This window comes from Pararoseomonas baculiformis (assembly GCF_017813395.1).
In the GTDB taxonomy this organism is placed as follows: Bacteria; Pseudomonadota; Alphaproteobacteria; order Acetobacterales; family Acetobacteraceae; genus Roseomonas; species Roseomonas baculiformis.
Window position 1 is genome coordinate 1 of sequence record NZ_JAGIZB010000018.1, and the last position, 24,914, is coordinate 24,914.

The window sequence follows — 24,914 nt, forward strand, 5'->3', positions numbered from 1 at the left end:
TGGCCCTTGGCCAGAGGACGCCGCAGGAATACCGTTCTCTGGCAAGCCCTTCAGGGGTGTCGGAGGGCTCCGTAGCCGTCGAAGGCTAACGCTGGATCTGGACCACCAAACCCAAGCGCCTCACGGTTCCGCCGAAAAACCTAACACCTCAGATGGACCACTTTCGCCGGGGCACCTCAGCCTGGCGGGCCTGGACTGGCGGGTGCCGCACGACAACATCCTCTGACTACGGCAGAAGGACCTGGTGGTCACCATCCCCTACCGGCCGCGGCGCGGGCCGCTGCACCTCGTCATCAACAGTACCGGGCCTAAGGTGCTCGGCGAGGGCGAGTGGAAGGCGAGGAAACACGGGCCGACAAGCGCCGGGTCTGGCGCACGGTGGCCCTGGTGATCGACGCCGAGACCCACGAGGTGCGGGCAGTCGAGATGACGGATCACCGGCATGCGACGGCGAGATCGTGCCGGGCCTGCTGGCTCAGCTTCCGCCAGGGAGCGGATCGGCGTTATCAGTGGCGATGGCGCCTATCACACCCGCGGCGTCTACGCGGCTTCCGCCTCACGTCAGGCCGCCATGATCGTGCCGCCGCGTCGTACCGGCAGGCCGTGGAAGGCCCGAATGGCAGGTGCGGGCGAGCGGAACGAGACGGTCCGCGCCATAAAGCGTCTTGGCCGGCGACTCTGGAAGAGGTGGAGCGGCTACCATCGCCGCAGCCTCGCCGAGGAGGCCATGTCACGCCTCAAGCGCCTGGGCGAGCGCCTCTCGGCCCGCGAACCCGCCTATCAGGTCGCGGAAGTCCAGATCCGGTGCGCCATCCTCAACACCTTCACCGTCCTCGGCATGCCCGACACCGTCCCTTGCGCCTGATCAAGCCTCGAAAGGGAATAGAGTGTCCTCGGGCGGGATTGTGCAACAGCACCAATCGGCTCATCCAAAGATCGGCTTGCTTGGCCCACTTAGCTGGCGCACAGTTGGGAACGGCGATTTAAACTTCGCTGCGAATCAGACTTGACGACCGTCCGGCTGCGCGGATCCAGGTTCCTCAGCCAATCAGCGGCCTGGCGCTTCCGGTTGATCTTATACTCAGCGATGCGGCTTGAGCTGCTCAGCACGCTTCGCAAGCAACTCAACATCTAACTCGGGATAGCGGAGCAACTCCATCGCATCGGCGAGTTCCGTGTGAGAAAGGCCGCTGTTGTACGTGCCTCCCGTCATGCTGTTTCCATGGCTGTGGCCGAGCAGTGTCCGGATGATGGTTTCCGGAACTTTAGAGGCGAGAAGTCTTGTATTCACGCCATGGCGCATCGAGTGGAAGTCCTGTCCCTCTTTGTAAGCATCGACGGCGAGGCGGTACCCCGTCCACCACTGGCTGAAATTGTGTCCGAAGCGCTTGTCGGGTCCAGCTCGCTTGAAGCCGGGAAAGAGTAATCGAGAGCCGCTCTGCCGCATGGTCCGGACGTAGTCGAGAAAGCCGAGCTCCTTCAGGACGCTGTGAACCGGTACTTTGCGTACACTGCTTGCGCTCTTCACCTGAGTCCGCTTGCGGTCATGGATGGCTCCGATGGAGATCAGTTCAACCCCATCCTCCTTGACTACGTCATCAGGCCAGAGTTCGAGAAGTTCCTCCAGACGTTCGCCCCCGTAGAGCGCGACAAGCGGAACCCAGTACCGCGCATCGCGAATGAGCGTGTTCCCTGGCAGGAAGCGGTCCTCGGGATTATCACTGAAGCCGGTAAAGGCTGGGCCGTGAAAGATGGCTGTGAGGCGATCATCCTCGAGCTGCCTGCGATCGAAGGTGGCATTGGCCTTCACATATGACTTCGAAAATCGGACTGCGAGAAATGGGGTCTGCCCCTTGCGGTCAACATCCAGTTGTTCGCCTACGAGGGTCTGCAAGCTCGTGAGGTGCTTGTTGATCGTGGCCGCCGACATGCGCGGAACTCGTGGTGCGTCCTCCGGGTCGGAGTTGGCGGCGATCGCGGTCCGTATGGCTACCGCATCGTCCTCGTCCGCCAGGAGGATTGCCTCTCGGGCGGTCCTGTTCCGGAAGCGCCCGCCCTTGCCGTGCTGGTTAGGAACGCGGCCTAGCTGCTCGCGTAAGTCCTGGCAGGTCTCTTTCGTGATCGCGGTGATGTTCAGATCGCCGCAGATGTCGCCGAAGAGGCGTCTGGCCACATTGTAGTCGCGGATCTGCTTCGGTCCGACCTGATCCATCGTGCGAGCTTTGATCCGGGCGATCGCGGCCGCCGAGGCCTGCATGAAGCCGGCTGGCTTCGCCGAGGGAACCTGCTCCGCCTGCGCGGGCGCCTCGTCCCCCTCCTGCTGATTGCCCGTCGTCGACGCCGCCGGCTTGCCCGTGACGTTCAGGTCGCGTGCCCTTCCCGGGTCTTCCCTGACAGGGCGGCTCTGGATCGGCATGGCCATGAGTGGATCAAGCTCAGGTGCCGGGTACTGCCCGCGCTCGCGACGGGCGTCCTCGCGTGCGACATCCGCCAGCACCCGGAGCGCATACCGGAGCATGATCCGCCGCTCGGCAGGCTCGAAGGCAATGCCCTCCTCCAACTCAAAGCGCGACAGATGCTCCTCTGCAAGGTCGGTGTCGTTGGCCAGCAGCGCTCTCTCGAAGATGCCGGCCCGTCCCTCGGCGACGGCGGCTCGCCGGGCGCTCTCGCCGAGCAGGCTCGCCCGTATCGGCGTTGCCTTCCCGCCTTCTACCAAGGCCGAGGCAAGTTGCTCTGCAATCGCCCCGTAGGACTCGCCCGAGGTATCCGCGCCAGGGGCAAGCTCCTCTGTCAGACGTGCCAGGAGATTCAGGGGCAGTGTCTGGCCCATTGCGTCAGGTTGGTCCGCGAAGGCGCAGAGGCTACGGCCCAACTCGCTTCCGATGGACCACTCCCTTGCCGGGGCATTGGTACCCCTCACCCCGGCAGGACGTGCCGCCCGCTCCCCCTCGCGCCACGTAGTGGCGCACTTGCGGAAGGCCGCGAGCGCCGTCCCTAGCGTTTCCGTCTGCCCTGCCGTCCCCGTGCCCGTTGCCATCGCCACCAGCCGCTCGAATTCGGCGTCGAGCTGCGCGGCGCGAATCACCGCGGTTCCCCGATCACCTGTTCCCAGGGCCATCTGGACCTCAGAGGACTTGCACGGGAAATCGCCACCCCCGCGATGCCTCAACAGGCGGGAGGGGAGCCGGCGGCGCCAGACCCAGCGACCATCCCTGAGGGCGAGATGGGTGGTGCGGCGCCGCGGCCGCCGCCGGGCGGGGCGGGCCGTTGTGTGACGCTCTTGTGTGACATCGATGTGTGACACGGGCCGCCGAGCCGCCTCTAAGGGCTGGATCGCCGACGTAAGACACTGAAGTAGAAAAGAAATCTGATTCGCTGGTTGGGGCGCCAGGATTCGAACCTGGGAATGGCGGTACCAAAAACCGCTGCCTTACCGCTTGGCTACGCCCCACCAGTGGCTGCGTCTCGCGCGGACCGGAACATGTCCTTGCACGCGCTCCACGTAAAGCCCCCCGCGGCATCAAGTGGCGGAGCGCACGCTGCCGCCCCAACGCCACCAATCCTGCGGCAGCAGCGCCGCGGCCCGGGCCGCGGCGGCGGCATCGGGGAAAATGGCAAAGCAGGTGGCGCCTGATCCGCTCATCCTCGCCATCAGGGCCCCCGGCAGGGCCGAAAGGGCGCCCAGCACCTCCGCGATGGGTGGGCATAGCGCGATGGCGGGCGGCTCCAGGTCGTTCCGCAGCCCGCGCAAGGCAGCCGCCATCTCCTCGGCATTCTTCCAGCCAGCGGGCAACTCCGCAACCGGGGCGAAGGGGCCGCTCCTTGCCGCGAAGATGCGTGGCGTCGCCACCGAGATCCGTGGATTGGCCAGCACCAACCCGAAAGGCGGCAGGACCGGCGCGCTTGAAAGTACCTCCCCCACACCCTGCATCCGGGCAGGGCGGGAAGCGAGGCAGACCGGCACATCCGCCCCCAGGCGCAGCGCAAGCGCCGCGAGCTGCGTGGGGCCGATCTCCACTCCCCATAGGCGGGCCAGCGCCCGCAATGCCGCTGCCGCATCCGCGGAACCGCCGCCGATGCCTGAGGCAACCGGCAGCCGCTTCTCAAGGCGCAAAGCTGCCCCCGGCCGATCAAGGCCCGCCATCTCCGCCAGGAGCCGGCCGGCCCGAAGCACCAGGTTGTCGGCCTCGGCGGCCAGCGACCCGGCCTCTGGCCCTCCAAGGCTGAGGGCCATGCCCTCGCCGCCGGCAGCCGTCACCTCATCCGCCGCATCGGCGAACACCACCAGACTGTCCAGCAGGTGGTATCCATCAGCACGCCGTCCGGTGACATGGAGGTGCAGGTTCACCTTGGCCCGCGCCAGTTCGGTCACCGGCCCCACCACGGGCCGTTGACCCGCCGTCATTTCAAGCATTGCCACGCAGCGCGGAACCCCGGGCTCAGCGCAGTGCGGTGGCGGCGGGCAGGCCGTCCCGCAGCTTGGCCTCGATCCGGCTGGTCTCGCCGGGCTCGGGGTCCAGGCCCAGGGCGCGGCGCCACTGGAAGCGCGCCTCGACTTGGCGCCCGGCCGCCCAATAGGCATCCCCCAGGTGGTCATTGATGACGGCGTTGCGTGACTCCAGCTCCACTGCCTTCTCCAGCCACTCGATCGCGGCCTTCACCTCGCCCAGGCGGAAAAGCGCCCAGCCCAGGCTGTCCGCGATATTGCCGTCCCGCGGGCGGGCGGCCACGGCCCGCTCGAGCATGCCCCTCGCCTCCTGCAGGCGTTCCCCGCGTTCCACCCATGTATAGGCCAGGTGATTAAGCAGCGCGGGCTGGTCCGGTGAAAGCGCCAGCGCCTGGCGCAGATCCGCCTCCGCCCCGCTCCAGTCGCCCGCCCGCTCCCGCGCGAGCGCACGGGCATGGAAGAGCGGCCAGTCCGCCGCACCGGGCCGGGGAAGCAGCGCGATCGCGGAACTGTACGCAACCACCGCCTCCGCCGCCCGCCCCTCCCGGCGCAGGAGATCCCCCATCGCCAGCGCTGGCTGGGGGGCACCGGGATGGGCATCCGCCAGGCGCTGCAGGAGCGCCAGCGCCTCGCCACCCCGGCCGAGACGGCCGAGCACCGCGGCCTGGCGCAGTGCCGCCAGGGGTGCCATCGGATCCGCCGCCGGCACCTGCTCCAGCACAGCCAGCGCGGGCGCGACATGCCGCTCATCAGCCATGCTCTCGGCGGCCAGGATCTGGGCGGGAACGAAGCCGGGGCGAAGACGAAGCGAGAGGCGGGACAGGATCAGGGAAAGCTCCGGAGAGCCCTGGCCACGCAAAGCCGCCCCCAGGGCCACTTGCGCCTCCGCCATGCCCTCCACCGGAGAGGCGACGGCGCGCTCCGTCAGGGCCAGCCGCCGCGCCGCGGGGGTGGCCGTCAGGGCAATGTCGTCGGATCCAAGAGACATCGCATCGAACAGCCGCGCGCCATCCTCCTCGCGGCCCACCCGGGCGAGAATCCCGGCCGCGATGGTGGCGAGCCGCATGTTGGGCTCATCCGCCTCGGCCACCGCAATGCGGATCAGCCGTTCGGCGTCGCGCGGGCGGTTCGCCAGGTCCGCGATCATGGCGCCATGCAGGGCAGCAACCCCACGCAGCGGACCGCCCTCGGTCAGGGGGCGCAGCGTGGTGAGCGCCGCATCCACGCTACCGCGCCCGGCCTGGGCCCAGGCCAGCAGCAGCGGCTGGAGGATCTGTGCGCTGCCCTGGCGGGGCAGGCCGCGGATCCGCGCCTCCGCCCGCTCCCACCGGCCCGCCTGCGCATCCGCCCCCGCCAGCAGCAGCGCGGCCAGCTGGTTCTCGGGCAGGCGGCGGGCCAGGCGCACCGCCTCCGGCCGGCCATCCATCACGGAGGCGTTGAAGGCGCGGGTCAGGATCTCCGGCTCGTCCGGCTCGGCGTTCAGGGCCCGCAGCAGCGCTTCGGCCGCAGCGCCGGCATCGCTTTCATTGGCGGCCAGCCGCCCGGCCAGATAGGCCCCGAACACCCCGGCCGGCGCCGGTACGGAAGCCGGGTTCACCGCCGGAACCGGCGATGCGGGGCGCTGCGGCGAAGCCCCCGCCGGCGCATCCGGCGCAATCCGCATCGGGCCGGCCTGGGCCAGCCGTTGCGGCCCCTCGGCGGCGGTTACCGGGCCGCTACCGCCCGCGGCACATCCCGCGAGCATCGCCACACCCAGGAAAAGGCTCCGCTTGCGCCCGGCAATGCCCATCCAGGCACGGGCCGAGGAAAAGGAGAGGAACCGGAGGGAGCTCTCGGAAGGCATCATGAGTCCTACCGTAAGATCACCCGCCCGTGAGTTTCCAGCACGACCTTCGCCTCCTTCGCGACCGAAGGGCCACTGTGGCATTTCTGTGGCTGCACCACCCGGCCCCAACCGCTCTTCCCGCTCCTCTCCGACTGTGTTTCATTCCGCAATACTCTCGAAGAGGAAACGAAATCATGCGTGCCATGTTCGTGGCCTTCGCCCTGCTGCTCGGCCTCGCCGCCGCGCCGGCTGAAGCCCAGAACCGCTTCTGGCTGGTGAACAACACCGGCGACACGATCCAGACCGCCCATGTATCCCCCTCGCGCCTGTCCAACTGGGGGCCGGACATCCTGGGCAACGGCGTTCTCCCGGCGGGGAACCGCGTCTACGTCACGCCCAATTTCGGGGACTGCACCCTCGATGTCCGCGTCACCTTCTCCAGCGGGCGGGAGGAGACGCGCATGGGGCTGAATGCCTGCTCCCTCAACACCATCGCCTTTGGCGGCGGGACCGGCGCCATCATCAGCGGCGGCCCCGGAGCCAGCATCGCCGCTCCGCGCGGAGGCAACCCATCCTTCAACTTCGTCAACCGCTCCGGTCAGACGATCCGTGAGCTCTATATATCCCTCGCCTCGCAATCCAGCTGGGGCCATGACCGGCTCGGGAACAACGTGATGGGCCCCGGCCAGTCCGTCTGGGTGGACCTCCCGGGCGGCGGCAGCTGCGCCGCGGATATCCGCGTGGTCTACGCGAACGGCTCCGCTTCCGAGCGGAGAGGTGTCGAGACCTGCAGCAGGACCGATCTCGTCTGGCGCTGAATCGCAGCCCCAGGAACGCCGCAGAGGAACGAGCCGCGCGAAAGCCCCGCGCGGCTCTTCTTTTCACGGCTTCGTTCCCTTCTTGTTCTTGACGTTCCGGCCCCTGGGAGACCAAATAGGCAAGAACACAAGGCGAACTCGATAGGAGGCCACCATGCCGGACGGCAGCCTGGGCAGCCCTCTCCTCACCCGCTCAACCCTGCCCGGCCTGCGCCGTGGCCGTGGCGCCATCTCGAACCCCGCGAGCCGCTTCGAGCGGACCCGCCCGGATGCCTTCGACGATGGATGGGGCACCCTGGCGCAGGCCCTGGCCGAGTTGCCGCCCCTCGCCACCTCGCTGACGCGGGACGCCTCCCGCTCTGCCCTCACCTGGAACGACAGCCCGGATATCGGCTTCGACCGTTCGGTGAACCCCTACAAGGGCTGCGAGCATGGCTGCATCTACTGCTATGCCCGCCCGACCCACGCCTATATCGGCCTGTCACCCGGGCTCGACTTCGAATCCCGCCTCCTGTTCAAGCCGGAGGTGGCGAGCCTGCTGGAGAAGGAACTCCGCAAGCCCGGCTATGTGCCGCGCCCCATCGCCCTCGGCTCCAACACGGACCCCTACCAGCCCGTGGAGCGCACCCTCGGCCTGACACGTCAGGTGCTGGAGGTGTTGGACCGCTTCAACCACCCCGTCACCATCGTCACCAAGTCCGCGGGCGTGCTGCGGGACATGGACATCCTGACGCGCATGGCCGCGCGCAACCTCGTCCAGGTCTGCCTTTCCGTCACCACGCTGGACAACCGGCTGGCCCGGATCATGGAGCCCCGCGCGGCCGCGCCGCTGCGCCGCCTGGCCGCCATGCATGAGCTGTCCCGTGCCGGCATACCCGTGGGCGTCCTGGCCGCGCCCATGATCCCCGGCGTGAACGATGCCGAGTTGGAGAAGATCCTGGAAGCCGCGCACGCCCATGGCGCCCGCGCCGCCGGCTATGTGCTGCTGCGCTTGCCCCTGGAAATCCGGCAGATGTTCGAGGACTGGCTGAACGCGCATATGCCGGACCGTGCAGCGCGCGTGCTCGCCCTCATCCGCGAGACCCGAGCCGGCCGTACCTATGACTCCCGCTTCGGCACCCGGCAGACTGGCACAGGCCCCTATGCCGATATGCTGGCCCGCCGCTTCCAGGTGGCGATGAAGCGCCTGGGCCTGGACCAGGCGCGGGAGAATGGAAGCCTGGATTGCAGCCGCTTCGCCGTGCCGCGCGAAGAGGAGCGGCAGCTGGAGCTGCTCTAGGGCTGACGGTTCTCCGGAGAGGGCGCTGCCCTCTCCGGACCTCACCCGCCAAGGGCCTGAGGCCCTTGGAACCCCGTCTGGCTGCCGCGGATATGGTGCAACACGGGGTTTCTTGTTCCCCATCCTGCCCTTGCAGTCGCCTCCGGTCATCGACCGGAGGCGCACCGTCAGCCGGGCTTTTCCAAACTTCTAAAAGAAGATGATGGTGAGGGGTCCGGGGAGAGGAAGAATTCCTTCTTCCTCTCCCCGGCGGCCAGCCGCCTTTACTGCCCCACCCGCACGAAGCGCAGCGGGAAGTAGTTGTCCGCCATCTGCTGCAGGGTGATGTTGTTCCGCGCCGCCCAGACCACGACCTGCTGGTGCAGAGGAATGTGGCCGACTTCGTCGGCGTGCAGGCGCATCGCCTCGTTGATCAGCTGCTGGCGCTTCGCGGCGTCGGTTTCCACCGCGATCTGGTTCGTCAGCTCATCAAAGCGGGCATTGCTCCAGCCGCCCGAGTTGAACACGCCGCGGGCACCGCCCCGCGTGCCCATGATGTTGAACAGCGTGTTGTGGGCGTCATAGGTCGTCGGGGTCCAGCCGAGCAGGTAAAAGCTCGTCTGATAGCGCGGCGCCAGGATTTCCGCGAAGTAGCGGGCGCGGGTCTGGGCGTTCAGCGTCACCTTCACCCCGATGCGCGCCAGCATGGATACGATCGCGGTGCAGATCGCCTCGTCGTTCACGTAGCGGTCGTTCGGGCAGTCCATCGTCACGCCGAAGCCGTTCGGATAGCCCGCCTCGGTCAGGAGGCGCTTCGCGGCGTCGATATTCGGGCGCACCACCCGGTCCTCGGCCTCGGTCCAGCCATTCACACCAGGCCCGATCATCAGCCCGGTGGGGCGGGACTGGTTGCGCATGATGCGCGTCTTGATCGCTTCGAGGTCGATGGCCTGCTGGAAGGCGCGGCGCACACGCACGTCGCGGAAGGGGTTCTTGCCCTTCACATCGGACTTCAGCAGCTCGTCCCGGGCCTGGTCCATGCCCAGGAACACGGTGCGCAGTTCGGCCTGCTGGTGGATCCGCACATTGCCGGAACGGCCCAGGCGGTCCGTATCCTGCGGCGGCACGGTGTAGACCATGTCCACCTCGCCCGAGAGCAGGGCGGCCACGCGCGTCGCGTCATTGCCAATGACGTTGAACACCACCTCGTCCAGGTTGTGCTCCGGCTTGTCCCACCAGTTCGGGTTCGCGCGCAGCACCGTGCGGCGATCCGGCTCGCGGCTGACCAGCATGAAGGGGCCGGTACCGTTCGCATTGCGGGTGGCGAAGTTCTCCTGGCCGGTCGTCAGGTCCACCGCCTGGGCGGCGTTGTTCGCCTCCGCCCAGCGCTTGGACATGATCCCCCACTGGGTGATCTGCTCCAGGAAGATCGGGTCCGGGTTGTTCGTCTCGAACTCGACCGTGAAGTCGTCGATCTTCCGCACCTCCTTCACGGAGGCGAGCGAGGAGGTGAGGTTCGAGCCCGGGCCCCGCACGCGCGTGGCGCTGAAGATCACGTCGTCCGCGGTGAAGGGCGTGCCATCGTGGAACTTCACGCCCTGGCGCAGATTCAGCCGCCACACGGTCGGCGAGGGCTGCGACCAGGAGGTGGCGAGCGCCGGCTCGACCTTCAGCTCCCGGTTCCGGCGGACCAGCGGCTCGTAGATGTTCTGGGTGAAGGAAAGAAGGAAGGTCTCGTTCCGCGCATACGGGTCCATCGAATTGACGTCGCCGTCATTGGCCCAGCGGAAGGTCGCGGCCTCGGCGGAACCCGCCCCCGGGGCAGCCCCGAAGCCCATGCCCAGCATCAGCGCGGCGGCGCTGGCGAGTAGAAGTCGTCGCATTCCCTGGTCTCCCCGCTTGGAATTCGGGAGGCAGGCTATGCGGGCGGGGCGGAAATGGAAACGGGGGCCGCGAGGCCCCCGTCAAACATTCGTCACTTCCGTGGCGATCTATCCAGGCGCTGTGGGCCCGGCCTCAGGCGGCGCGCAGGGCGCGGGGCAGGTCGGCCACGGCCTTGTCGATCATCGCGGCGTCCTGCTCCGCGGTCATCTTCTCCGCGATCACGGAGCGCGCCGCAGCGGCGGCGATCTCGGCAGCGGCGTGGCGCACCTCGGCCAGGGCGCTCGCCTCGGCGGCGGCGATGCGGTCCATCGCCATCCGCTCCCGGCGGGCGGCATTGGCCTCAGCCTCGGCAGTGGCGGCGGCGGCCACGCGATCGGCCTCCGCACGCGCACGGGTGATCATCGCCTCGGCATCCTTCACGGCCTGGGCACGCTCGGCTTCGGCCTGCTTGCGCATGGTCTCGGCTTCCTCGCGCAGGCGGGTCGCCTCAGCGAGCTGGGCGCGAACCTGGGCGCCGCGGGCATCCAGAAGGCCGCCCAGCTTGGACCAGATCATCCGGCCCAGAAGGACGATGAAGAGGATGAAGGAGACAGCGACCCAGAACTTCGGGTCCAGCCAGAAATGCTCGTAATGGTGCATGGCGTCCCCCTCAGCCGGCCGTCTTCAGGTTGCGGGCGGCCAGCTCGCGCTGGACGGCAGCCTGGACAGCCGCCTTGTCCTGCACGCCCGAAAGGCGCTGGACCAGGGCCTCGGTCGCATCGGTGGCCACTTCGCGCAACGCGCCCATGGCGGCGTCGCGGGCGGCGCCGATCCGGGCCTCGGCCTCGGTGATCTGCTTGTTCAGCCGCTCGGCCAGCGCCTCGGCGCGGGCGGCGGATTCGGCCTGCGCGGCCTGCGCCGCGGCGGCGACCGAGGCCTGAGCCTCGGCACGGGCACGGGCGGTGCTGTCGCGCCGGCCAGCCTCGGCGGCCTCGGCCTCGGCGCGGGCGTCACGCGCCGCGTCCAGGTCGGCTGCGATGCGGGCGCGGCGGTTCTCCAGCACCTCGGCCACGGGGGGCAGGAGGAACTGGTAGCAGAGGAAGACGAGCACCCCGAAGATGATCAGCAGCCAGACCACCTGGGAGATCATCAGCGGGTTGCCGAAGTCGAGCTGCGGCATGCCGCCCTTGTCGGCGTCCGACTGGGCGGCCTGCTGGTACTCGGCAGCCGTGCGGTCCGCCTCGCGCACCGCACGGGCGCGGTCGGTATCCGCCCGCACGGCGACGCTCTCGCCCTGCTGGCCCGGCAGGGGCGCGGTGGTGTGCACCGGGCCGGTCGCGTTCGGTGCCGTGACGTGCTGGGCGATCGCGGCGGGTGCCTGCGAGAGCAGGGCAGCCAGCGCCAGCGCGTGCCAGACCTTACGGTGCGAGAGGCGGATCATGCGGTCTCCGTCCCGCGGCGGACGGCCAGGCAATGCGCCCGGCCGCGCCGCGGACCCGATCAGGCGAAGAGGATCAGGAAGGCGATCAGCAGCGCGAAGAGCGCGACGGCTTCCGTGAGGGCGAAGCCGAGAATGCCGATCGGGAACACGGTGTCGCGGGCCGACGGGTTGCGGGCAACCGACGAGATCAGCGTCGAGAAGATGTTGCCGAGCGCGAGACCCACGCCGAACAGCGCGAAGACGGCGATGCCAGCGCCGAGCGCCTTGAAGGCGCCAAGATAGGCGATAGGATCGTTCATCGGAGGACTCTTCCTTGTTAAGCGGTTGGGGATGGTTGCCGGCGCGGCTTAGTGCAGGTGCACCGCGTCGTGCAGGTAGATGCAGGTCAGGATCGCGAACACATAGGCCTGCAGGAAGGCCACCAGGATCTCGAACCCGACGAGCAGCACGTTCACCGAGAGCGGCAGGAGCGCGGCCACCGGCCCGATCATGCCAAGCCCCCCGAGGAGGACGACGAAGGTCGCGAAGACCTTCAGCAGCACGTGCCCCGCCACCATGTTGGCGAAGAGACGCACGGAAAGGCTGACCGGACGCGAGAGGTAGGACACCACCTCGACCGGCACGATGATGGGCGCGAGCCAGAGCGGCGCACCCTCGGGGAAGAAGTAGCCGAAGAACTTCTTCCCGTGCAGCACCAGGGCGACGATCGTGGTCACGAAGAACACGGTGGCCGCGAGGCCGAGCGTGACCGCGATGTGGCTGGTGTAGGTGAAGGCGTAGGGCAGCAGGCCGATCAGGTTGCCGAACAGCACGAACATGAACAGCGCAAAGACGAAGGGGAAGTACTTGCGCCCCTCATGGCCCACCTGGCCTGTCACGAGGTTCTCAATGAACTCGTAGAACATCTCGGCCGCGGCCTGCAGGCGCCCGGGGATCAGGGCGCGCCGGCTGATGCCGTAGAGCATCAGGGCGGAGATCAGGCCAACGGCCAGCAGCATATGCGCGTTGGACTGGGAGAAGCCGACGGCCCGGCCGACCGGGCCCAGGACCGGGATCAGCTCGAACTGGCTCAGCGCGTCGATCGTCTTGCCTTCGGCGGCCACGTCTCGGTCCTTGCATCCCCGTTTGGGGCAATCACGGTCGGGCACCAGGCCGGGGATTGAACAGCCGATAGACGTTCAGCACCCCCGCGGCGCCGCCCACGAGGAAGAAGACAAGGAAGAGCCAGGGGAACGTCCCGAGCCAGCGATCGAGCCCGAAGCCCAACGCCGCGCCCACGACAAGCGCCGACACCACTTCGACCCCCGCGCGGAAGCCAATCCCCCACGGGCCTGTCGGCAGGCTGCCCTTGCCCTGGTCGGGCTTGGGATCCAGGCCCTGTTTGGCCCTGGCCTGCCGCAGTCGGTCGTCGAAGCCGTCCCGGTGTTCCACTTCGCTCCCCCGTGGTCATCCCCCGGAAGGCAGGGGGTCCCTAAATTGGCGTCCATGTGGTGTCAAGCACATGCCGCATCGCAACGCGCCGTATCCGTCCCCTGTTGCCGCAACGGTGGAAGGAGAATCGGCCTCACCCTCCGATAAACCCGCCGGACTGCCGTGCCCAGAGCCGGGCATAGGCCCCGCCCCGGGCCAGCAGTTCCGCATGGGTCCCGCTCTCGGCCACCCGCCCTTCCTCCAGCACCACCAGCCGGTCCAGCGTGGCGATGGTGGACAGGCGGTGGGCGATGGCGATCACCGTCTTGCCCTGCATCAGCGTGGCCAGTTGCTCCTGGATCACCGCCTCTACCTCCGAATCGAGGGCGCTGGTCGCCTCGTCCAGGATCAGGACCGGGGCGTCCTTCAGCAGCACCCGGGCGATGGCGATGCGCTGGCGCTGCCCGCCCGAGAGCTTCACGCCCCGCTCCCCGGCATGGGCTTCATAGCCCTGGCGCCCCCGCCAGTCCGAAAGCGCCTCGATGAACTCCGCCGCCGCGGCCCGGCGGGCGGCCTCCTCCACCTCGGCATCCGTCGCATCCGGCCGGCCGAAGCGGATATTGTCCCGGATGGAACGGTGCAGCAGCGCCGTGTCCTGGGTGACCATGCCGATGGCCGCCCGCAGGCTCTCCTGCGTCACCCCGGCGATGTCCTGGCCGTCGATGGTGATGCGGCCGGCCTCCGGGTGGAAGAAGCGCAGCAGCAGGTTCACGGCGGTGGTCTTCCCGGCGCCGGAATGGCCCACCAGCCCCACCCGCTCCCCCGGGGCGATGTCCAGTTCAAACCTGTCCAGCACCGAGCCGCCTTCCCGCCCATAGCCGAAGCGCACCTGCTCGAACCGGATGGCACCCCGGCGCACGGCCAGCGGCCGCGCCCCTGGCGGGTCCGGCTCGGTCGGCTCGGCCGCGATGCTCCGCAGCGCCTCCTGCACAACGCCGATATTTTCGAAGATCCCGGCCACGTTGAAGGCCACCCAGCCCGAGATGTTGGCGATCTGCCATGCCATGGGCAGGGCCGTGGCCACCGCCGCCGCCTCGATCCGCCCCTGGGTCCACAGCCCGATGGCCATGGCTGCCATGCCCACCAGCAGGGCAGCGTTGAGCAGGCCCAGGAGCAGCGCGTTCAGCGTGACCATGCGGGACTGGTTCTGGAAGGCCCGGGTCAGGCCCATCACCCCTTCCTGGGTGAAGGCATCCTCCCGCTCCGCCCGCGCGAAGAGCTTGATGGAGAGGATGTTGGTATAGGCATCCACGATCCGCCCGGTCAGCAGGCTCCGCTGCTCCGAAGCGGCGCGGGACCGGTCCCGCATGCGGGGCACCACGAAGCGCAGCAGGGCGGCATAGGCAACGAACCAGACAAGGATCGGCATGGCCAGCCGCCAATCCGCGCCGGCCAGCCAGAACACCGCGCTGGAGCCATAGACCAGGATGTACCAGACGGCCGTGACCGACTGGACGACGGATTCCCGCAGCGCCGGCCCGGCCTGCATCACCCGGTTGGCGATGCGCCCGGCGAAGTCCTCCTGGAAGAAGGGCCAGCCCTGGCGGGAGACGAGGCGGTGGGACTGCCAACGGATCAGGCTGGTGAAGCCCGGGTTGATGCCCTGGTTCACCACCAGGTTCTGCGCGAGAATCGCCGCGGGCCGTGCGGCCAGCAGCACCGCCGCCATCGCCAGCAGGCCACCCCCGGCCTCCGCCCAGAGCGCACCCGGCTCATGCCGCGCCAGCAGGTCCACCACCCGCCCGATGAAAACGGGGATCAGGCTGTCCAGCACCGCGACGAGGAAGCCGGTGATGAAAACCGCGATCACCAGCGCCTTCGCCTGGCGCGCGAAGTGCCAGTAGAAGCCGATCAGCCCCGGCGGCGGCGGCGCCTCCGGCACCGCAACGCCCAGGAGCCGCGCGGCCCGCGCCCCGGGCGGCGCGACCGGGTCTATGAAGGATTCGAGGAGGCGGAAGGGCATGGGCGGCATGTAGGTCCGCCCAGCCGGACCCGATAGCGCCGCCCCGGATCACCAGGAGGCGATAAGCCTCGCCCCTGCCGCGCTCAGATCGGGCAGACCCCGCTCGCGCATTGCAGATGCGCCCAGTCCACCGCCTCCTGCACCGCCCCGTCGCGGATACCCTCCACGATGGCGGCGAAGCGGCCGGCGGAGACCTCCTCCTCCGGCAGGTATTCGTAGCCCAGTTCCGAATCCGGCCGGCTCGGCAGCACGGAGCAGCAGCGCACCCCCGGCTGCTCCTCCCGCATGATGCCGCGGAAGGCGTCGAGGTCCACGCGGTCGGTATAGACCTTCAGCGTGTAGCTCACCTGGTTCCCCTGGGTGGCGCCGATCCAGTGCCGCTCCAGCAGGCGCAGCCAGGCATATTGCTCGGCCGGCGTCGCCTCCGGCGCGGTCACCAGCTTCCCACCCAGGCCGAGGCGGAGCGCCAGCGGCACGGTCGGGAAGCCGACGATGCTCATGCCCGGGAAGCTCCGCAGGGTGCGCACCGGATAGCCACGCGCCTCGTATTCGGCCAGCAGCGGGTCGGAATCCGGCAGCCAGGCGCCGCTCACCTCGTCCTTCATGCCCCTGAACTGCACCCAGCGCAGATATTGCCGCCGCGCCGGCAGATGCGCGCCCTCGGTCAGGCCAAACAGCTTGCTGGTGGTGCCGGCGGGCTTCACCGTCGTCACCGTCACCGGCCGCGCCATGCCAAGGCTGGCGGAATAGGCATCCGCCTCCTCCTTCGCGGCGCGGGAGAGCCGATCCAGCGCCTGCCAGAAGGGGCGTGACCGCGCCTCGTCCAGCAGGTCGTGGAAGCCCAGGCCGAAGCGCATCCAGGCCCATTCATGCAGGCCGGTGGGGCCGATGCCGATGCGGTTGGTCCGCGCCACCTCCTCGCCATACAGGGCGTCCATCCGGTTCGCGCGGATCAGGAAGCGCACGCCCAGCCGCACGCTGTCCTCCACCCGCTCATCCCAGAGGGCGGCGATACCGGCCGGCACCTCGCCGGGCGCGAAGGCGTCCAGATCGGCCGGGCAGGCCAGAAGCGGTGCGAAATCGGCGATGACGCAGTAGCCGCCCGTCACATGCAGCGTGATCTCGCCACAGGGATTGGTGGTGACCGGGAAGCGCGCCTCCGCGGCATGGCGGGAGGCCTGGGCCAGCAGCCCGGCCGCATGGTCCACCTGGTAGCGCGCGCTGCGGAAATCCCGCCCATCCTCGTGCACGGGCTTCTCCCAGGCGCTGCCGGTGCGGTGGTCCTCCAGCCGGTCGCCATTGATGAAGCCGGGCTCGCCATTGATGTAGGCACACCGCGTCACCTCGGCGAAAACCGCCTTGGCATGGGCGGTCAGCGGGTCGTCCTCGCCTTCAGCCGCCCGCACGCGGGCCCAGAACTCGGCATCGACCATCACCGAGTTGTTCGCCGTCCAGAGCCCACCCTCAGACTTGGCGCGCACGAAGCGCAGCACGCCCGGGTCGCGCCAGGACTTGGTGGCCATGCGCGCAGCCCGCCGCGCCCCGCCCACCTGCACCTCCACCGAGAGATAATGGTCCACCAGCAGCGCCTGCTCCCAGGGCTGCAGCGCCTCGCCACCGGGGTCGCGCTCCCGCGCCGGGGCCAGCACGTGGCGGCGGATGTTCAGCAGCCCGCGCAGCAGCGAAACCGGACCCGAGGAAGGCCGCCCCTGCATGCCCCGGATCGGGCTGCCCGAAGGCCGGATGGCCGAGAGATCGATCACCAGCACGCGGTCCCGCGCGCCTTCGAAGGCCATGGATTCCAGCTGCTCAACCGCCTTGGCCCAGCCCTCCCGGCTATCGGCCACGGGGTGAACCAGCGCGCCTTCGGGCGCCGCGTCCAGCCCGCCCAGCAGCTCATCGGCCAGGAAGCCCCGCACCCGCGCCTCGGCGGCTGCGTCGAAGCCGGCCTCATCCGTGCCCCAGGGCAGGATGCCCAGCTCGATCCCGAAGCGCCGCAGCCCATCCCGCCCCCGGGGGTAATCGGCATGGGCCGGATCCAGATACAGCAGCAGCGAAGGCGCCTGCCCCCAATCCACGAGACAGAGCTCGTCATCATAGGCCCGGCCCACGCCGCTTCCGTTCAGCAGCAGGTAGAACTCGGCGAAGGAGGCGATCGCCGTCGCGCAGTTCGTGAACACCTCCATGTTCCGCCCGGCCTGCCCTGCATCGCCATGCTGCAGGTGGCGGCCGGAGGTCAGCAGCGCCCCGGTCGCGATGGCGTTGCGCAGCCGCGCCCTCTCCCGCGCATCCGGCACGGGCGCGAGGCTCATGTTCCCGGCCGCCACCCGATCCGCCACGCGGCCGAAATCCTCCGCATCCTCCGGGCGGAAGACGGTGCGGCGCCCCACGGCCATGCCCATCCCCTCATCCAGTGGCCGCCCGGGAAGGGGCACCTCGCCGAAGCCGGCCCCGGGCAGGGCACGGCTCCGCCGGAACGCTGCCGGGGCATCGGAATGAGAGGGAAAGCCGTCCATCGGCATGCTCCGCATCGGGTCTTCAGGCATGGCTCGGGCGGCCCGGTACGGGGGCCTTCCGCTCCGGGGCAGCGCGAATCGCCCCGAGGCAGACACCATATATCGTGTCGCTAACGCCCGATATCCACCACATGTTGCTTTCCGGAGGTGGAATCATCGGCCTGGGCAGAGGGGCCGCCGGCCTGTCCACCTCTTGGTTTCCCCGGGCCCAACGCATAGTGGACAGAACACCCGCGAAGGCCCCGCCCCATGTCCCCCAGCCTCACCGAGCCCCTGGCCGCCCGCCTTGCCGCCATCGCGCTGGGGCATGTGGAGCGGGAATACCCGAACAAGCCCGGCCATGTGCTGAACGGGCCAGAGGACGCCCGCACCCCCTCCGCCCTTCACCCGATCTTTTTCGGCAGCTTCGACTGGCATTCCTGCGTGCATGCCTACTGGATGCTGGCGCGCCTCCTCCGCCGCTTCCCCGAAATGGAGCCCGCCCCGGCCATCCGCGCCCTTTTCGCCCGCCGCCTGAGAGCGGAGGCGGTGGCCGGGGAAGTCGCCTATCTCGCCGCCCCCGGCGCCCGCGGCTTCGAGCGGCCCTATGGCTGGGGCTGGCTGCTCTCCCTCCAGGCCGAGCTGGCCCGCCATGCCGATGAGCCCTGGGCCGCCACGCTGGCGCCGCTGGCCCAGGTCTTCGCCCAGCGCTTTCGCGACTTCCTGCCCATCGCCACCTATCCCGTGCGGGTCGGCACCCATCCCAACACCGCCTTCGGCCTGCTGATGGCGGCCGACCAGATGGGGGAGGACCTTCATCTCCTCCGGGCCACAGCCCTGCGCTGGTACGGACAGGACCGGGATTGCCCCGCCTGGGGCGAACCCTCGGGCGATGATTTCCTCTCCTCCGCCCTGATCGAGGCCGCCTGCATGGCCCGCCTTCTACCGGAGGAGGATTTCCGCCCCTGGTTCGATGCCTTCCTGCCCCATATCGCCGAAGGGCAGCCCGCAACCCTCTTCCACCCCGCCCGGGTCTCGGACCGCACCGATGGCAAGATCGCGCATCTGGACGGGCTGAACCTGTCCCGTGCCTGGTGCTGGCGCCGGCTCGCCGCCACCCTTTCGCCGGGCGATCCCCGGCGCGCGCCCATGGAGCAGGCAGCCGCCCGTCACCTGGAGGCCGGGCTGCCCCATCTCGCCGGCCACTATATGGGCGAGCACTGGCTGGCCAGCTTTGCGGTGCTGGCGCTGGAGGGGTAGGGCGGAAGCACGTTCCCGGCTATTCTCACCACTGGACGGAACGGGGCCAGCGGCGGCTCATGGGCCAAAGAGGGGACGACTTGCCAACGCCGCAGACTGCTGCAAGGCCCGATGACCGGAGGCCCCTGCCTCCGCCCGACCGCCCGCGCAGCCTGCGGGACACGCTGGCCTTCTACGGCGTGGTGGCCGTGCTCGGCGCCGCCTATCTTGGCTGGGGGCTGGTGGCCATCCTTCTCTCCTACGTGATGCCGCCCCGCATCGGCGCACCCTTCGGCCGCAAGGCCATCGGCATCGGCTTCCGCCGGCTGCTCCGCCTCATGGAACAAGCCGATCTGGTGGAATTCGACCTGGACGGGCTCGATGCCCTGCGCGATGCGCGAGGCCTCGTGGTGGCCCCCAACCATCTCTCCAAGATCGACGTGATGCTCATCGTCGCGCACCTGCCGGACACGGTGTGCATCATGAAGGCCGGGCTGGAGCGGAACCCGGCCATGGGGGGCGGCAGGCTGGCCGGCTACATCCCCAACAATGCCGGGCTGCCCGTTCTCCGCCGCGCGGTCGAGGCCCTGCGCGGCGGCGCCAACCTCCTTGTGTTCCCCGAAGGAACGCGCTCGCCCGATGGAAAGGTCGGTCCCTTCCATCCGGGCTTCGCGCTGATCGCCCGCCGCGCCCGCGCCCCCGTCCAGCCCGTCTTCATCGAGAGCAACAGCCCCTATCTCGGCAAGGGATGGCCCATCTGGCGCCGCCCGGACTTCCCCCTGCGCTACCGCATCCGGCTGGGCGAGCAGGTGATGGTCGAAGGTCCGGCCGAGGCTTTCGCCGAAACCCTGCGCCGCCAATGCGCCGAAGCCCTGGGAGAGGCGCGCCCTTGAGCCGCACCCATCTCGTCGTCATTCCCAGCTACAACACTGGCCCGCAGCTGGCGGAGACGGTCGCGGCCGCCCGTGCCGCCTGGCCCGTGGTCTGGGTCGTGATCGATGGCAGCACCGATGGCTCCGCCGAACCCCTCCGCGCCATCAACGATCCCGGCTTCCGCTTGATCGAGCGCCCGCGCAACGGGGGCAAGGGCGCCTCCATCCGCCAGGCGCTGGAGGAGGCGGAGCGTGAGGGCTTCACCCACGCCCTCACCATGGATGCCGACGGGCAGCACCCCGCCGGCCGCATCGCCGATTTCATGGCCGCCTCCGCGGCGCATCCCGCGGCGATGGTGCTCGGCACCCCCGTCTTCGGCCCCGAGGCACCGCTGCTGCGCGTGCGCGGCCGCCGCGTCTCCAACTGGTGGACCGGCCTTGAAACCCTGTGGTGCACGCGGGGCGGCGAGCCGATCCGGGACAGCCTCTATGGCTTCCGCGTCTATCCCATCGCGCCGCTGCTGCGGATCATGCGCCGCAATCCCTGGATGCGCCGCTATGACTTCGATGCCGAAGCCGTGGTTCGCCTGGCCTGGCGCGGCGTCCCGGCCCTCAACATCCCGGCCGCCGTGCGCTACCTCACCCCGGCCGAGGGCGGGATCTCCCATTTCCGCTACGGCCGCGACAACCTGCTGCTGACCGGCATGCACACGCGGCTGGTCCTCGGCTTCCTCCTGCGCCTGCCCCTCCTGCTGGGCCGGGCGCTGCTTCCTCGCAAGGCCCGCCCATGACCTCCCCGATCCCCATGGTCGAGATCCGCCGCGGCGGCGTGGCCGAAAGCATCCATCACGGCATCGCCGTGGTGGCTGATGCGGATGGCCGCCTCCTCCATGCCTGGGGGGATCCGGATTTCCTCACCTTTCCCCGCTCCTCTCTGAAGCCCTTTCAGGCCCTCTCCCTGGTGGAGAGCGGCGCGGCGGATGGGCTGGACGCCGCCCATCTCGCCCTGGCCTGCGCCTCCCACCGCGCCGAGCCCTTCCAGGTCTCGATGGTGGAGAACTGGCTGCGCCGCCTCGGCCGGCCCGAATCCGCCCTGGTCTGCGGCCCGGCCCTGCCCATGGGCGAGGGCGACCTGGCCGATGCCGTCCGCGCCGGCGGCAAGCGCCGGGTCTTCCACAACTGTTCCGGCAAGCATTGCGGCTTCCTCGCCGCCGCCCAGGCCTTCGGCACGCCCTCCGGCTACGACAGCCCGGACCATCCGGCCCAGCGGCACTGGCTCGCCGCCCTCTCGGAGCTGATCGGGCACGACGCCACCGCCCTGCCCCAGGGCACGGATGGCTGCGGCTTGCCCGCCCTCGCCATGACCATGGCCGATACCGCCCGCGCCGCCGCCCGCTACGCCGCCCTGGGGGTCGCGGATCCGAAGCGTGAGGCCGCCATCCGCCGCCTCCTCGCCGCGCTGCGCGAACACCCCGACCATGTCTCCGGCCACAACCGCCCGACCTCGCGCATCGTCGCCGCCACGGATGGCCGCGTGGTGTTGAAGGAAGGCGCGGAAGGCTTCGTCCTCGGCTTCGTGCCGGAACGCGGGCTCGGCATCGCGGTGAAAATGCTGGACGGCGCCTCCCGCGGTAAGATGGCGGTCTTCGCCACCCTTCTGGGCCGGCTCGGCATCCTGCCGGAAATCCGCGCGGCGGAGCTGGCGCGGGCCGTGGAAGCACCGGTGCTGGACAGCAACAACCGCGTGGTGGGCGAGGTGGCGGCCCTCGCCCTGGGTTGATCCCGCGCTGCCGGGGTTTTTGATCTTGCCGGTTTCCGGAGAGGGCTCTGCCCTCTCCGGACCTCACCCGCCAAGGGCCTGAGGCCCTTGGGACCCCGTCTGGCTGCCGCGGATACGGTGCAACACGGGGTTTCTGCCCCTGCTCCTGCCGTTGCAGTCGCCTCCGGTCATGGACCGGAGGCGCACCGTCAGCCGAACTTTTCCAAACTTCTAGAAAAAGATGATGGTGAGGGGTCCGGGGAGAGGAAGAATTCCTTCTTCCTCTCCCCGGGAGCGCCACGGCTATGCGGAACTGCCGTCCCGCAGCGCGTCATAGGCCGCCCGGACCCGGTCGGCCCCATAGATGCGTTCCAGCTTGCGCACGGTGAAATGTGCGTTCGCCACGCCCCGGAAATGTTCAAGGAAGGCGAGGTTGATGGCTGCCCCGGCCGCCGCGCCGATCACCGGCACTGCCTGGGCGGAGAGCTTCAGCCCCACCGTGCCCGTGAAGCGCGCGGCGATGGCGCCCAGGAAGCCGGGAAGCAGGCCCGAGACGAGGCCGCTGGCCGCATTGGGCAGCATCTGCGCCAGGGCGATGCGCGCGGCGAAATAGCCCGTCTCGGCCACATCGTCCTCGGTGCTGTTGGGGCTGCCGATGGCGAACACGGCCATGCATTCCGCGGCGGTGGCGGCCACCTTCGGATCCTCCCCGGCGGCCGCGGCCTCTGCCGCGATCTGGCGGAGGAGGATGGTGGTGGAGACCGGCAGCTCGGCCAGGGTTCCCAGCAACCCCAGCGCGCCACCGGCCGCGCCGCTGGCCATGGCCACGCCACGGTGGAACCAGGCCACATCCATGTTGAAGGGCGTGCGGCGGGGCTCGCTGCCCACCGCCGTGGACCAGGCCTTCTCCAGGGCACGGCGGACCGCATGGTCCAGCTGGTCCCGCACGCCTTCGGGCAGGCGTGCCTTCAGCGCCTCCACCGGAGTGCCGGCGATGCCGGCCAGGCGGGCGGCGAAAGAGGGGCCCTCCAGCGTGGCCACGGCCTTGGCCAGGTCGGTCTGGGCATCCTCCGGAAGGGTCAGGAGGGCGGGCAGGGTCGTGCTCATCGGCGCGCGGACCATGATATGCTCATGCCGGTGAAATGGTGCGGCGCGGGCCGGGTTGCATCGGCACCGCCACGCCTCGCGCCGGGGATCGTTGATCCCGCCCCCCGATAGCCCTATCCCGCCCGGATCGAGGGTAAGGGATTCCGGGCGGTGGTGACACTGGCGGTGCTGGCTGTGATCGCCGGGCTGGGCGTGATCGCCTGGCGGATCTGGGCGGTCCGCGCCGGCCGGCGCAAGGCGATCGAGGCGCTGATGCTGGAATGCCCGGGCCTGGACGACCGGCTGGACGGGCAGGACGCGACCCTGCTTTTCAGCGGGCATGAGGAGATGGTCGGCATCGCCTCCCACAAGGTCACGAAGCTCCTGCCCTTCTCCATCATCCGCAAGTGGCGGGTGGAGCCGGTCTATAACTCCGCGGACAAGCGCGTGGGCTGGAACTTCATCATCGAGACGGCGGACACGCTGGAACCCATCTGGACCATCCGGATGAGATCCGGCCCGGGGAACGCGATGCCGAATTTCTGGATGGCGAAGTTCAGCGCCCATCTGAACGGCTGAACGGCGAAAGGGCCGGGGATCGCTCCCCGGCCCTTCCCGCGATCAAAGGATGAAGCGCGAGAGGTCCGTGCTGGTGGCCAGCGGGGCGACCTTCTCCTGCACATAGGCGGCGTCCACGCGCACCGTCTCGCCCCGGCGGTCGGAGGCGTTGAAGGAGACCTCCTCCAGCAGCCGCTCCAGCACGGTCGCCAGGCGGCGGGCGCCGATGTTCTCCACCCGGTCGTTGATGTCCGCGGCCAGCTCCGCCACGGCGTCGATCGAATCCGGCGCGAAGTCGAGCGTGACGCCCTCCGTGCCCAGCAGCGCCGTGTACTGCGCCGTCAGCGCATGCTCCGGCTCCGTCAGGATGCGGCGGAAGTCGTCCCGCGTCAGGCCCTTCAGCTCCACGCGGATCGGCAGGCGGCCCTGCAGCTCCGGCAACAGGTCGGAGGGCTTGGCGATGTGGAAGGCGCCGGACGCGATGAAGAGGATGTGGTCCGTCCTCACCGGCCCGTGCTTGGTGTTCACCGTCGTGCCCTCGATCAGCGGCAGCAGGTCGCGCTGAACGCCCTCGCGGCTCACATCGCCGCCGCGGAAGCCGTTCTCCGTGCGGGCGCAGACCTTGTCGATCTCGTCGATGAAGACGATGCCGTTTTGCTCGGCATGATGCACGGCGTCGCGCGTCAGCTTCTCCTGGTCGAGCAGCTTGTCCGCCTCCTCGCGCTGCAGGGTGGTGCGGGCCTCGGCAACCGTCATCTTCCGCGCGCGGGTGCGGCCGCCGAACATCTTGCCCATCATCTCCTGTATGTTCTGGGCACCGGGCGGCATGCCCGGGATGTCCATGGCGCCGATCGGCGTGGCCTGCTCGGCCACCTGCACCTCGACCTCCTTGGAATCGAGGCTGCCCTCGCGCAGCATCTTGCGGAACTTTATCCGCGTCTCGCCATTCGCCCCCTCGCCCACCAGGGCGGTGACCAGGCGTTCCTCCGCGTTCAGCTCGGCCTTGGCCTGCACCTCGGCGCGCGCGGCATCGCGCAGCTGGACGATGCTGGCCTCCACCAGGTCGCGCACGATGCTCTCCACGTCGCGGCCGACATAGCCGACCTCGGTGAACTTCGTCGCCTCCACCTTCAGGAAGGGAGCATTGGCCAGGCGCGCCAGGCGGCGGGCAATCTCGGTCTTGCCGCAGCCCGTGGGGCCGATCATCAGGATGTTCTTGGGCACCACCTCCTCGCGCATGCCGTCCGGCAGCTGCTGGCGGCGCCAGCGGTTGCGGAGCGCGATGGCGACGGCGCGCTTCGCGTCATGCTGGCCGACGATGTAGCGGTCCAGCTCCGACACGATCTCGCGCGGGGAAAGGTTCACGGCTTCCTGGGTGTTCATTCGTATCATCCGGGCGCCGGTTGGCGCCCCTTGGGGGTGTTCCATGCCGTCAGGCCGGCTCGGCCAGCCGCGGGAGGGACGGATCCTGCCGGGCGCCGTTCAGCACGGCATCCAGAAGGCCGGGGAATCGCGCGTCCAGTTCCTCCCGGCGCAACGCGACGATGCGCGCGGCCCCTTCGGCCCTCACCCGGACCACCCCGGCCTCCCGCAGGCGGGCGACGTGATAGGTAAGGTTTGTCTTGGTCGCGCAGTGAAGGAACGAGGAGCAGCGCTTCTCGCCCTCCTCCGACACCATCAGGACAATGGCACGGCGGATCGGATCCCGCAGCGCATCCAGCACCGCGGAGAGGTCGATCGCCTCCGCGTCGGGATGGAGGAGCGCCTTGGACATGCTCCCGAGATAGGCAGGGACCCGCCCGGCTCCAAGAGGCGCGGTC

General features: G+C 69.4%; 23 protein-coding genes and 1 tRNA gene. 9 read left to right on the plus strand and 15 right to left on the minus strand.

The annotated features are described in order from the left end of the window. Positions 1-241 precede the first annotated feature (241 nt). Together J8J14_RS25770 and J8J14_RS25640 are read left to right on the plus strand one after the other, a co-directional pair. A complete protein-coding gene (locus J8J14_RS25770) occupies positions 242-391 on the plus strand; it encodes a hypothetical protein (protein WP_408896247.1) in 150 nt (49 codons plus the stop codon). 51 nt (positions 392-442) lie between these two features. After that, positions 443-865 carry a transposase gene (locus tag J8J14_RS25640; protein ID WP_342452478.1) on the plus strand — a complete coding sequence of 141 codons (423 nt, stop codon included), beginning with the start codon at positions 443-445 and terminating at the stop codon, positions 863-865. Between the two features lie 216 nt (positions 866-1,081). Here J8J14_RS25640 and J8J14_RS17275 read toward each other — a convergent pair whose 3' ends face one another. From J8J14_RS17275 to J8J14_RS17290, 4 genes are all read right to left on the minus strand, one after another. After that, positions 1,082-3,304, minus strand: coding sequence for a site-specific integrase (locus tag J8J14_RS17275; protein ID WP_342452479.1), 2,223 nt, complete (start codon positions 3,302-3,304; stop codon positions 1,082-1,084). A gap of 72 nt (positions 3,305-3,376) precedes the next feature. After that, a tRNA-Gln gene (locus tag J8J14_RS17280) sits at positions 3,377-3,451 on the minus strand. A 69-nt stretch (positions 3,452-3,520) separates the two neighbouring features. After that, a complete protein-coding gene (locus tag J8J14_RS17285; protein WP_209380797.1) occupies positions 3,521-4,405 on the minus strand; it encodes a 4-(cytidine 5'-diphospho)-2-C-methyl-D-erythritol kinase in 885 nt (294 codons plus the stop codon). Between the two features lie 34 nt (positions 4,406-4,439). Beyond that, entirely contained in the window at positions 4,440-6,290 is a 1,851-nt protein-coding gene (locus J8J14_RS17290) for a tetratricopeptide repeat protein (protein WP_245215900.1), read from the minus strand. 176 nt (positions 6,291-6,466) lie between these two features. Between J8J14_RS17290 and J8J14_RS17295 the strand changes: the two genes are divergently transcribed. Together J8J14_RS17295 and J8J14_RS17300 are read left to right on the plus strand one after the other, a co-directional pair. Further along, on the plus strand, positions 6,467-7,090 hold the full coding sequence (locus J8J14_RS17295) for a Tat pathway signal protein (RefSeq protein ID WP_209380798.1): 624 nt from the start codon (positions 6,467-6,469) through the stop codon (positions 7,088-7,090). 154 nt (positions 7,091-7,244) lie between these two features. Beyond that, the gene (locus J8J14_RS17300) at positions 7,245-8,369 is read left to right on the plus strand and encodes a PA0069 family radical SAM protein (protein ID WP_209380799.1); all 1,125 of its coding nucleotides are present in this window, start codon (positions 7,245-7,247) and stop codon (positions 8,367-8,369) included. A 263-nt stretch (positions 8,370-8,632) separates the two neighbouring features. Here J8J14_RS17300 and J8J14_RS17305 read toward each other — a convergent pair whose 3' ends face one another. From J8J14_RS17305 to J8J14_RS17340, 8 genes are all read right to left on the minus strand, one after another. Next, complete coding sequence (locus tag J8J14_RS17305; protein WP_209380800.1) at positions 8,633-10,231, minus strand: ABC transporter substrate-binding protein; 1,599 nt, start codon at positions 10,229-10,231, stop codon at positions 8,633-8,635. 133 nt (positions 10,232-10,364) lie between these two features. Next, complete coding sequence (locus tag J8J14_RS17310; protein WP_209380801.1) at positions 10,365-10,871, minus strand: F0F1 ATP synthase subunit B family protein; 507 nt, start codon at positions 10,869-10,871, stop codon at positions 10,365-10,367. A 10-nt stretch (positions 10,872-10,881) separates the two neighbouring features. Then, complete coding sequence (locus tag J8J14_RS17315; protein ID WP_245215901.1) at positions 10,882-11,652, minus strand: F0F1 ATP synthase subunit B family protein; 771 nt, start codon at positions 11,650-11,652, stop codon at positions 10,882-10,884. A 59-nt stretch (positions 11,653-11,711) separates the two neighbouring features. Continuing rightward, entirely contained in the window at positions 11,712-11,951 is a 240-nt protein-coding gene (locus tag J8J14_RS17320; protein ID WP_209380802.1) for an ATP synthase subunit C family protein, read from the minus strand. A gap of 48 nt (positions 11,952-11,999) precedes the next feature. Beyond that, positions 12,000-12,755 carry a F0F1 ATP synthase subunit A gene (locus J8J14_RS17325; RefSeq protein WP_209380803.1) on the minus strand — a complete coding sequence of 252 codons (756 nt, stop codon included), beginning with the start codon at positions 12,753-12,755 and terminating at the stop codon, positions 12,000-12,002. Positions 12,756-12,786: 31 nt separating this feature from the next. Next, a complete protein-coding gene (locus J8J14_RS17330) occupies positions 12,787-13,083 on the minus strand; it encodes an AtpZ/AtpI family protein (RefSeq protein ID WP_209380804.1) in 297 nt (98 codons plus the stop codon). A gap of 133 nt (positions 13,084-13,216) precedes the next feature. Beyond that, entirely contained in the window at positions 13,217-15,085 is a 1,869-nt protein-coding gene (locus J8J14_RS17335; protein WP_245215902.1) for an ABC transporter ATP-binding protein, read from the minus strand. Between the two features lie 83 nt (positions 15,086-15,168). Then, positions 15,169-17,601 carry a recombinase gene (locus tag J8J14_RS17340; protein ID WP_209380867.1) on the minus strand — a complete coding sequence of 811 codons (2,433 nt, stop codon included), beginning with the start codon at positions 17,599-17,601 and terminating at the stop codon, positions 15,169-15,171. Between the two features lie 249 nt (positions 17,602-17,850). Between J8J14_RS17340 and J8J14_RS17345 the strand changes: the two genes are divergently transcribed. The 4 genes from J8J14_RS17345 to J8J14_RS17360 all read left to right on the plus strand — a co-directional run bounded on the left by J8J14_RS17345 (position 17,851) and on the right by J8J14_RS17360 (position 21,471). After that, on the plus strand, positions 17,851-18,840 hold the full coding sequence (locus J8J14_RS17345) for a DUF2891 domain-containing protein (RefSeq protein ID WP_209380806.1): 990 nt from the start codon (positions 17,851-17,853) through the stop codon (positions 18,838-18,840). A gap of 80 nt (positions 18,841-18,920) precedes the next feature. After that, a complete protein-coding gene (locus tag J8J14_RS17350; RefSeq protein ID WP_209380807.1) occupies positions 18,921-19,712 on the plus strand; it encodes a lysophospholipid acyltransferase family protein in 792 nt (263 codons plus the stop codon). Next, complete coding sequence (locus J8J14_RS17355; RefSeq protein WP_245215904.1) at positions 19,709-20,482, plus strand: glycosyltransferase family 2 protein; 774 nt, start codon at positions 19,709-19,711, stop codon at positions 20,480-20,482. Before J8J14_RS17350 ends, J8J14_RS17355 begins: the two co-directional genes overlap by 4 nt. Beyond that, positions 20,479-21,471 (plus strand): asparaginase, encoded by a 993-nt coding sequence (locus tag J8J14_RS17360; protein WP_209380809.1) that lies wholly within the window; start codon positions 20,479-20,481, stop codon positions 21,469-21,471. Before J8J14_RS17355 ends, J8J14_RS17360 begins: the two co-directional genes overlap by 4 nt. A 282-nt stretch (positions 21,472-21,753) precedes the next feature. On the opposite strand, the gene J8J14_RS17365 is transcribed toward J8J14_RS17360, so the two are convergent. Further along, a complete protein-coding gene (locus J8J14_RS17365) occupies positions 21,754-22,572 on the minus strand; it encodes an EcsC family protein (protein WP_245215905.1) in 819 nt (272 codons plus the stop codon). Between the two features lie 135 nt (positions 22,573-22,707). On the opposite strand from J8J14_RS17365, the gene J8J14_RS17370 reads away from it, so the two are divergent. After that, positions 22,708-23,115, plus strand: coding sequence for a hypothetical protein (locus tag J8J14_RS17370; protein ID WP_209380810.1), 408 nt, complete (start codon positions 22,708-22,710; stop codon positions 23,113-23,115). Between the two features lie 42 nt (positions 23,116-23,157). Here J8J14_RS17370 and hslU read toward each other — a convergent pair whose 3' ends face one another. After that, the gene (gene hslU, locus J8J14_RS17375) at positions 23,158-24,477 is read right to left on the minus strand and encodes an ATP-dependent protease ATPase subunit HslU (RefSeq protein WP_209380811.1); all 1,320 of its coding nucleotides are present in this window, start codon (positions 24,475-24,477) and stop codon (positions 23,158-23,160) included. A 49-nt stretch (positions 24,478-24,526) separates the two neighbouring features. Beyond that, on the minus strand, positions 24,527-24,868 hold the full coding sequence (locus tag J8J14_RS17380; protein ID WP_209380812.1) for an ArsR/SmtB family transcription factor: 342 nt from the start codon (positions 24,866-24,868) through the stop codon (positions 24,527-24,529). Positions 24,869-24,914 lie beyond the last annotated feature (46 nt).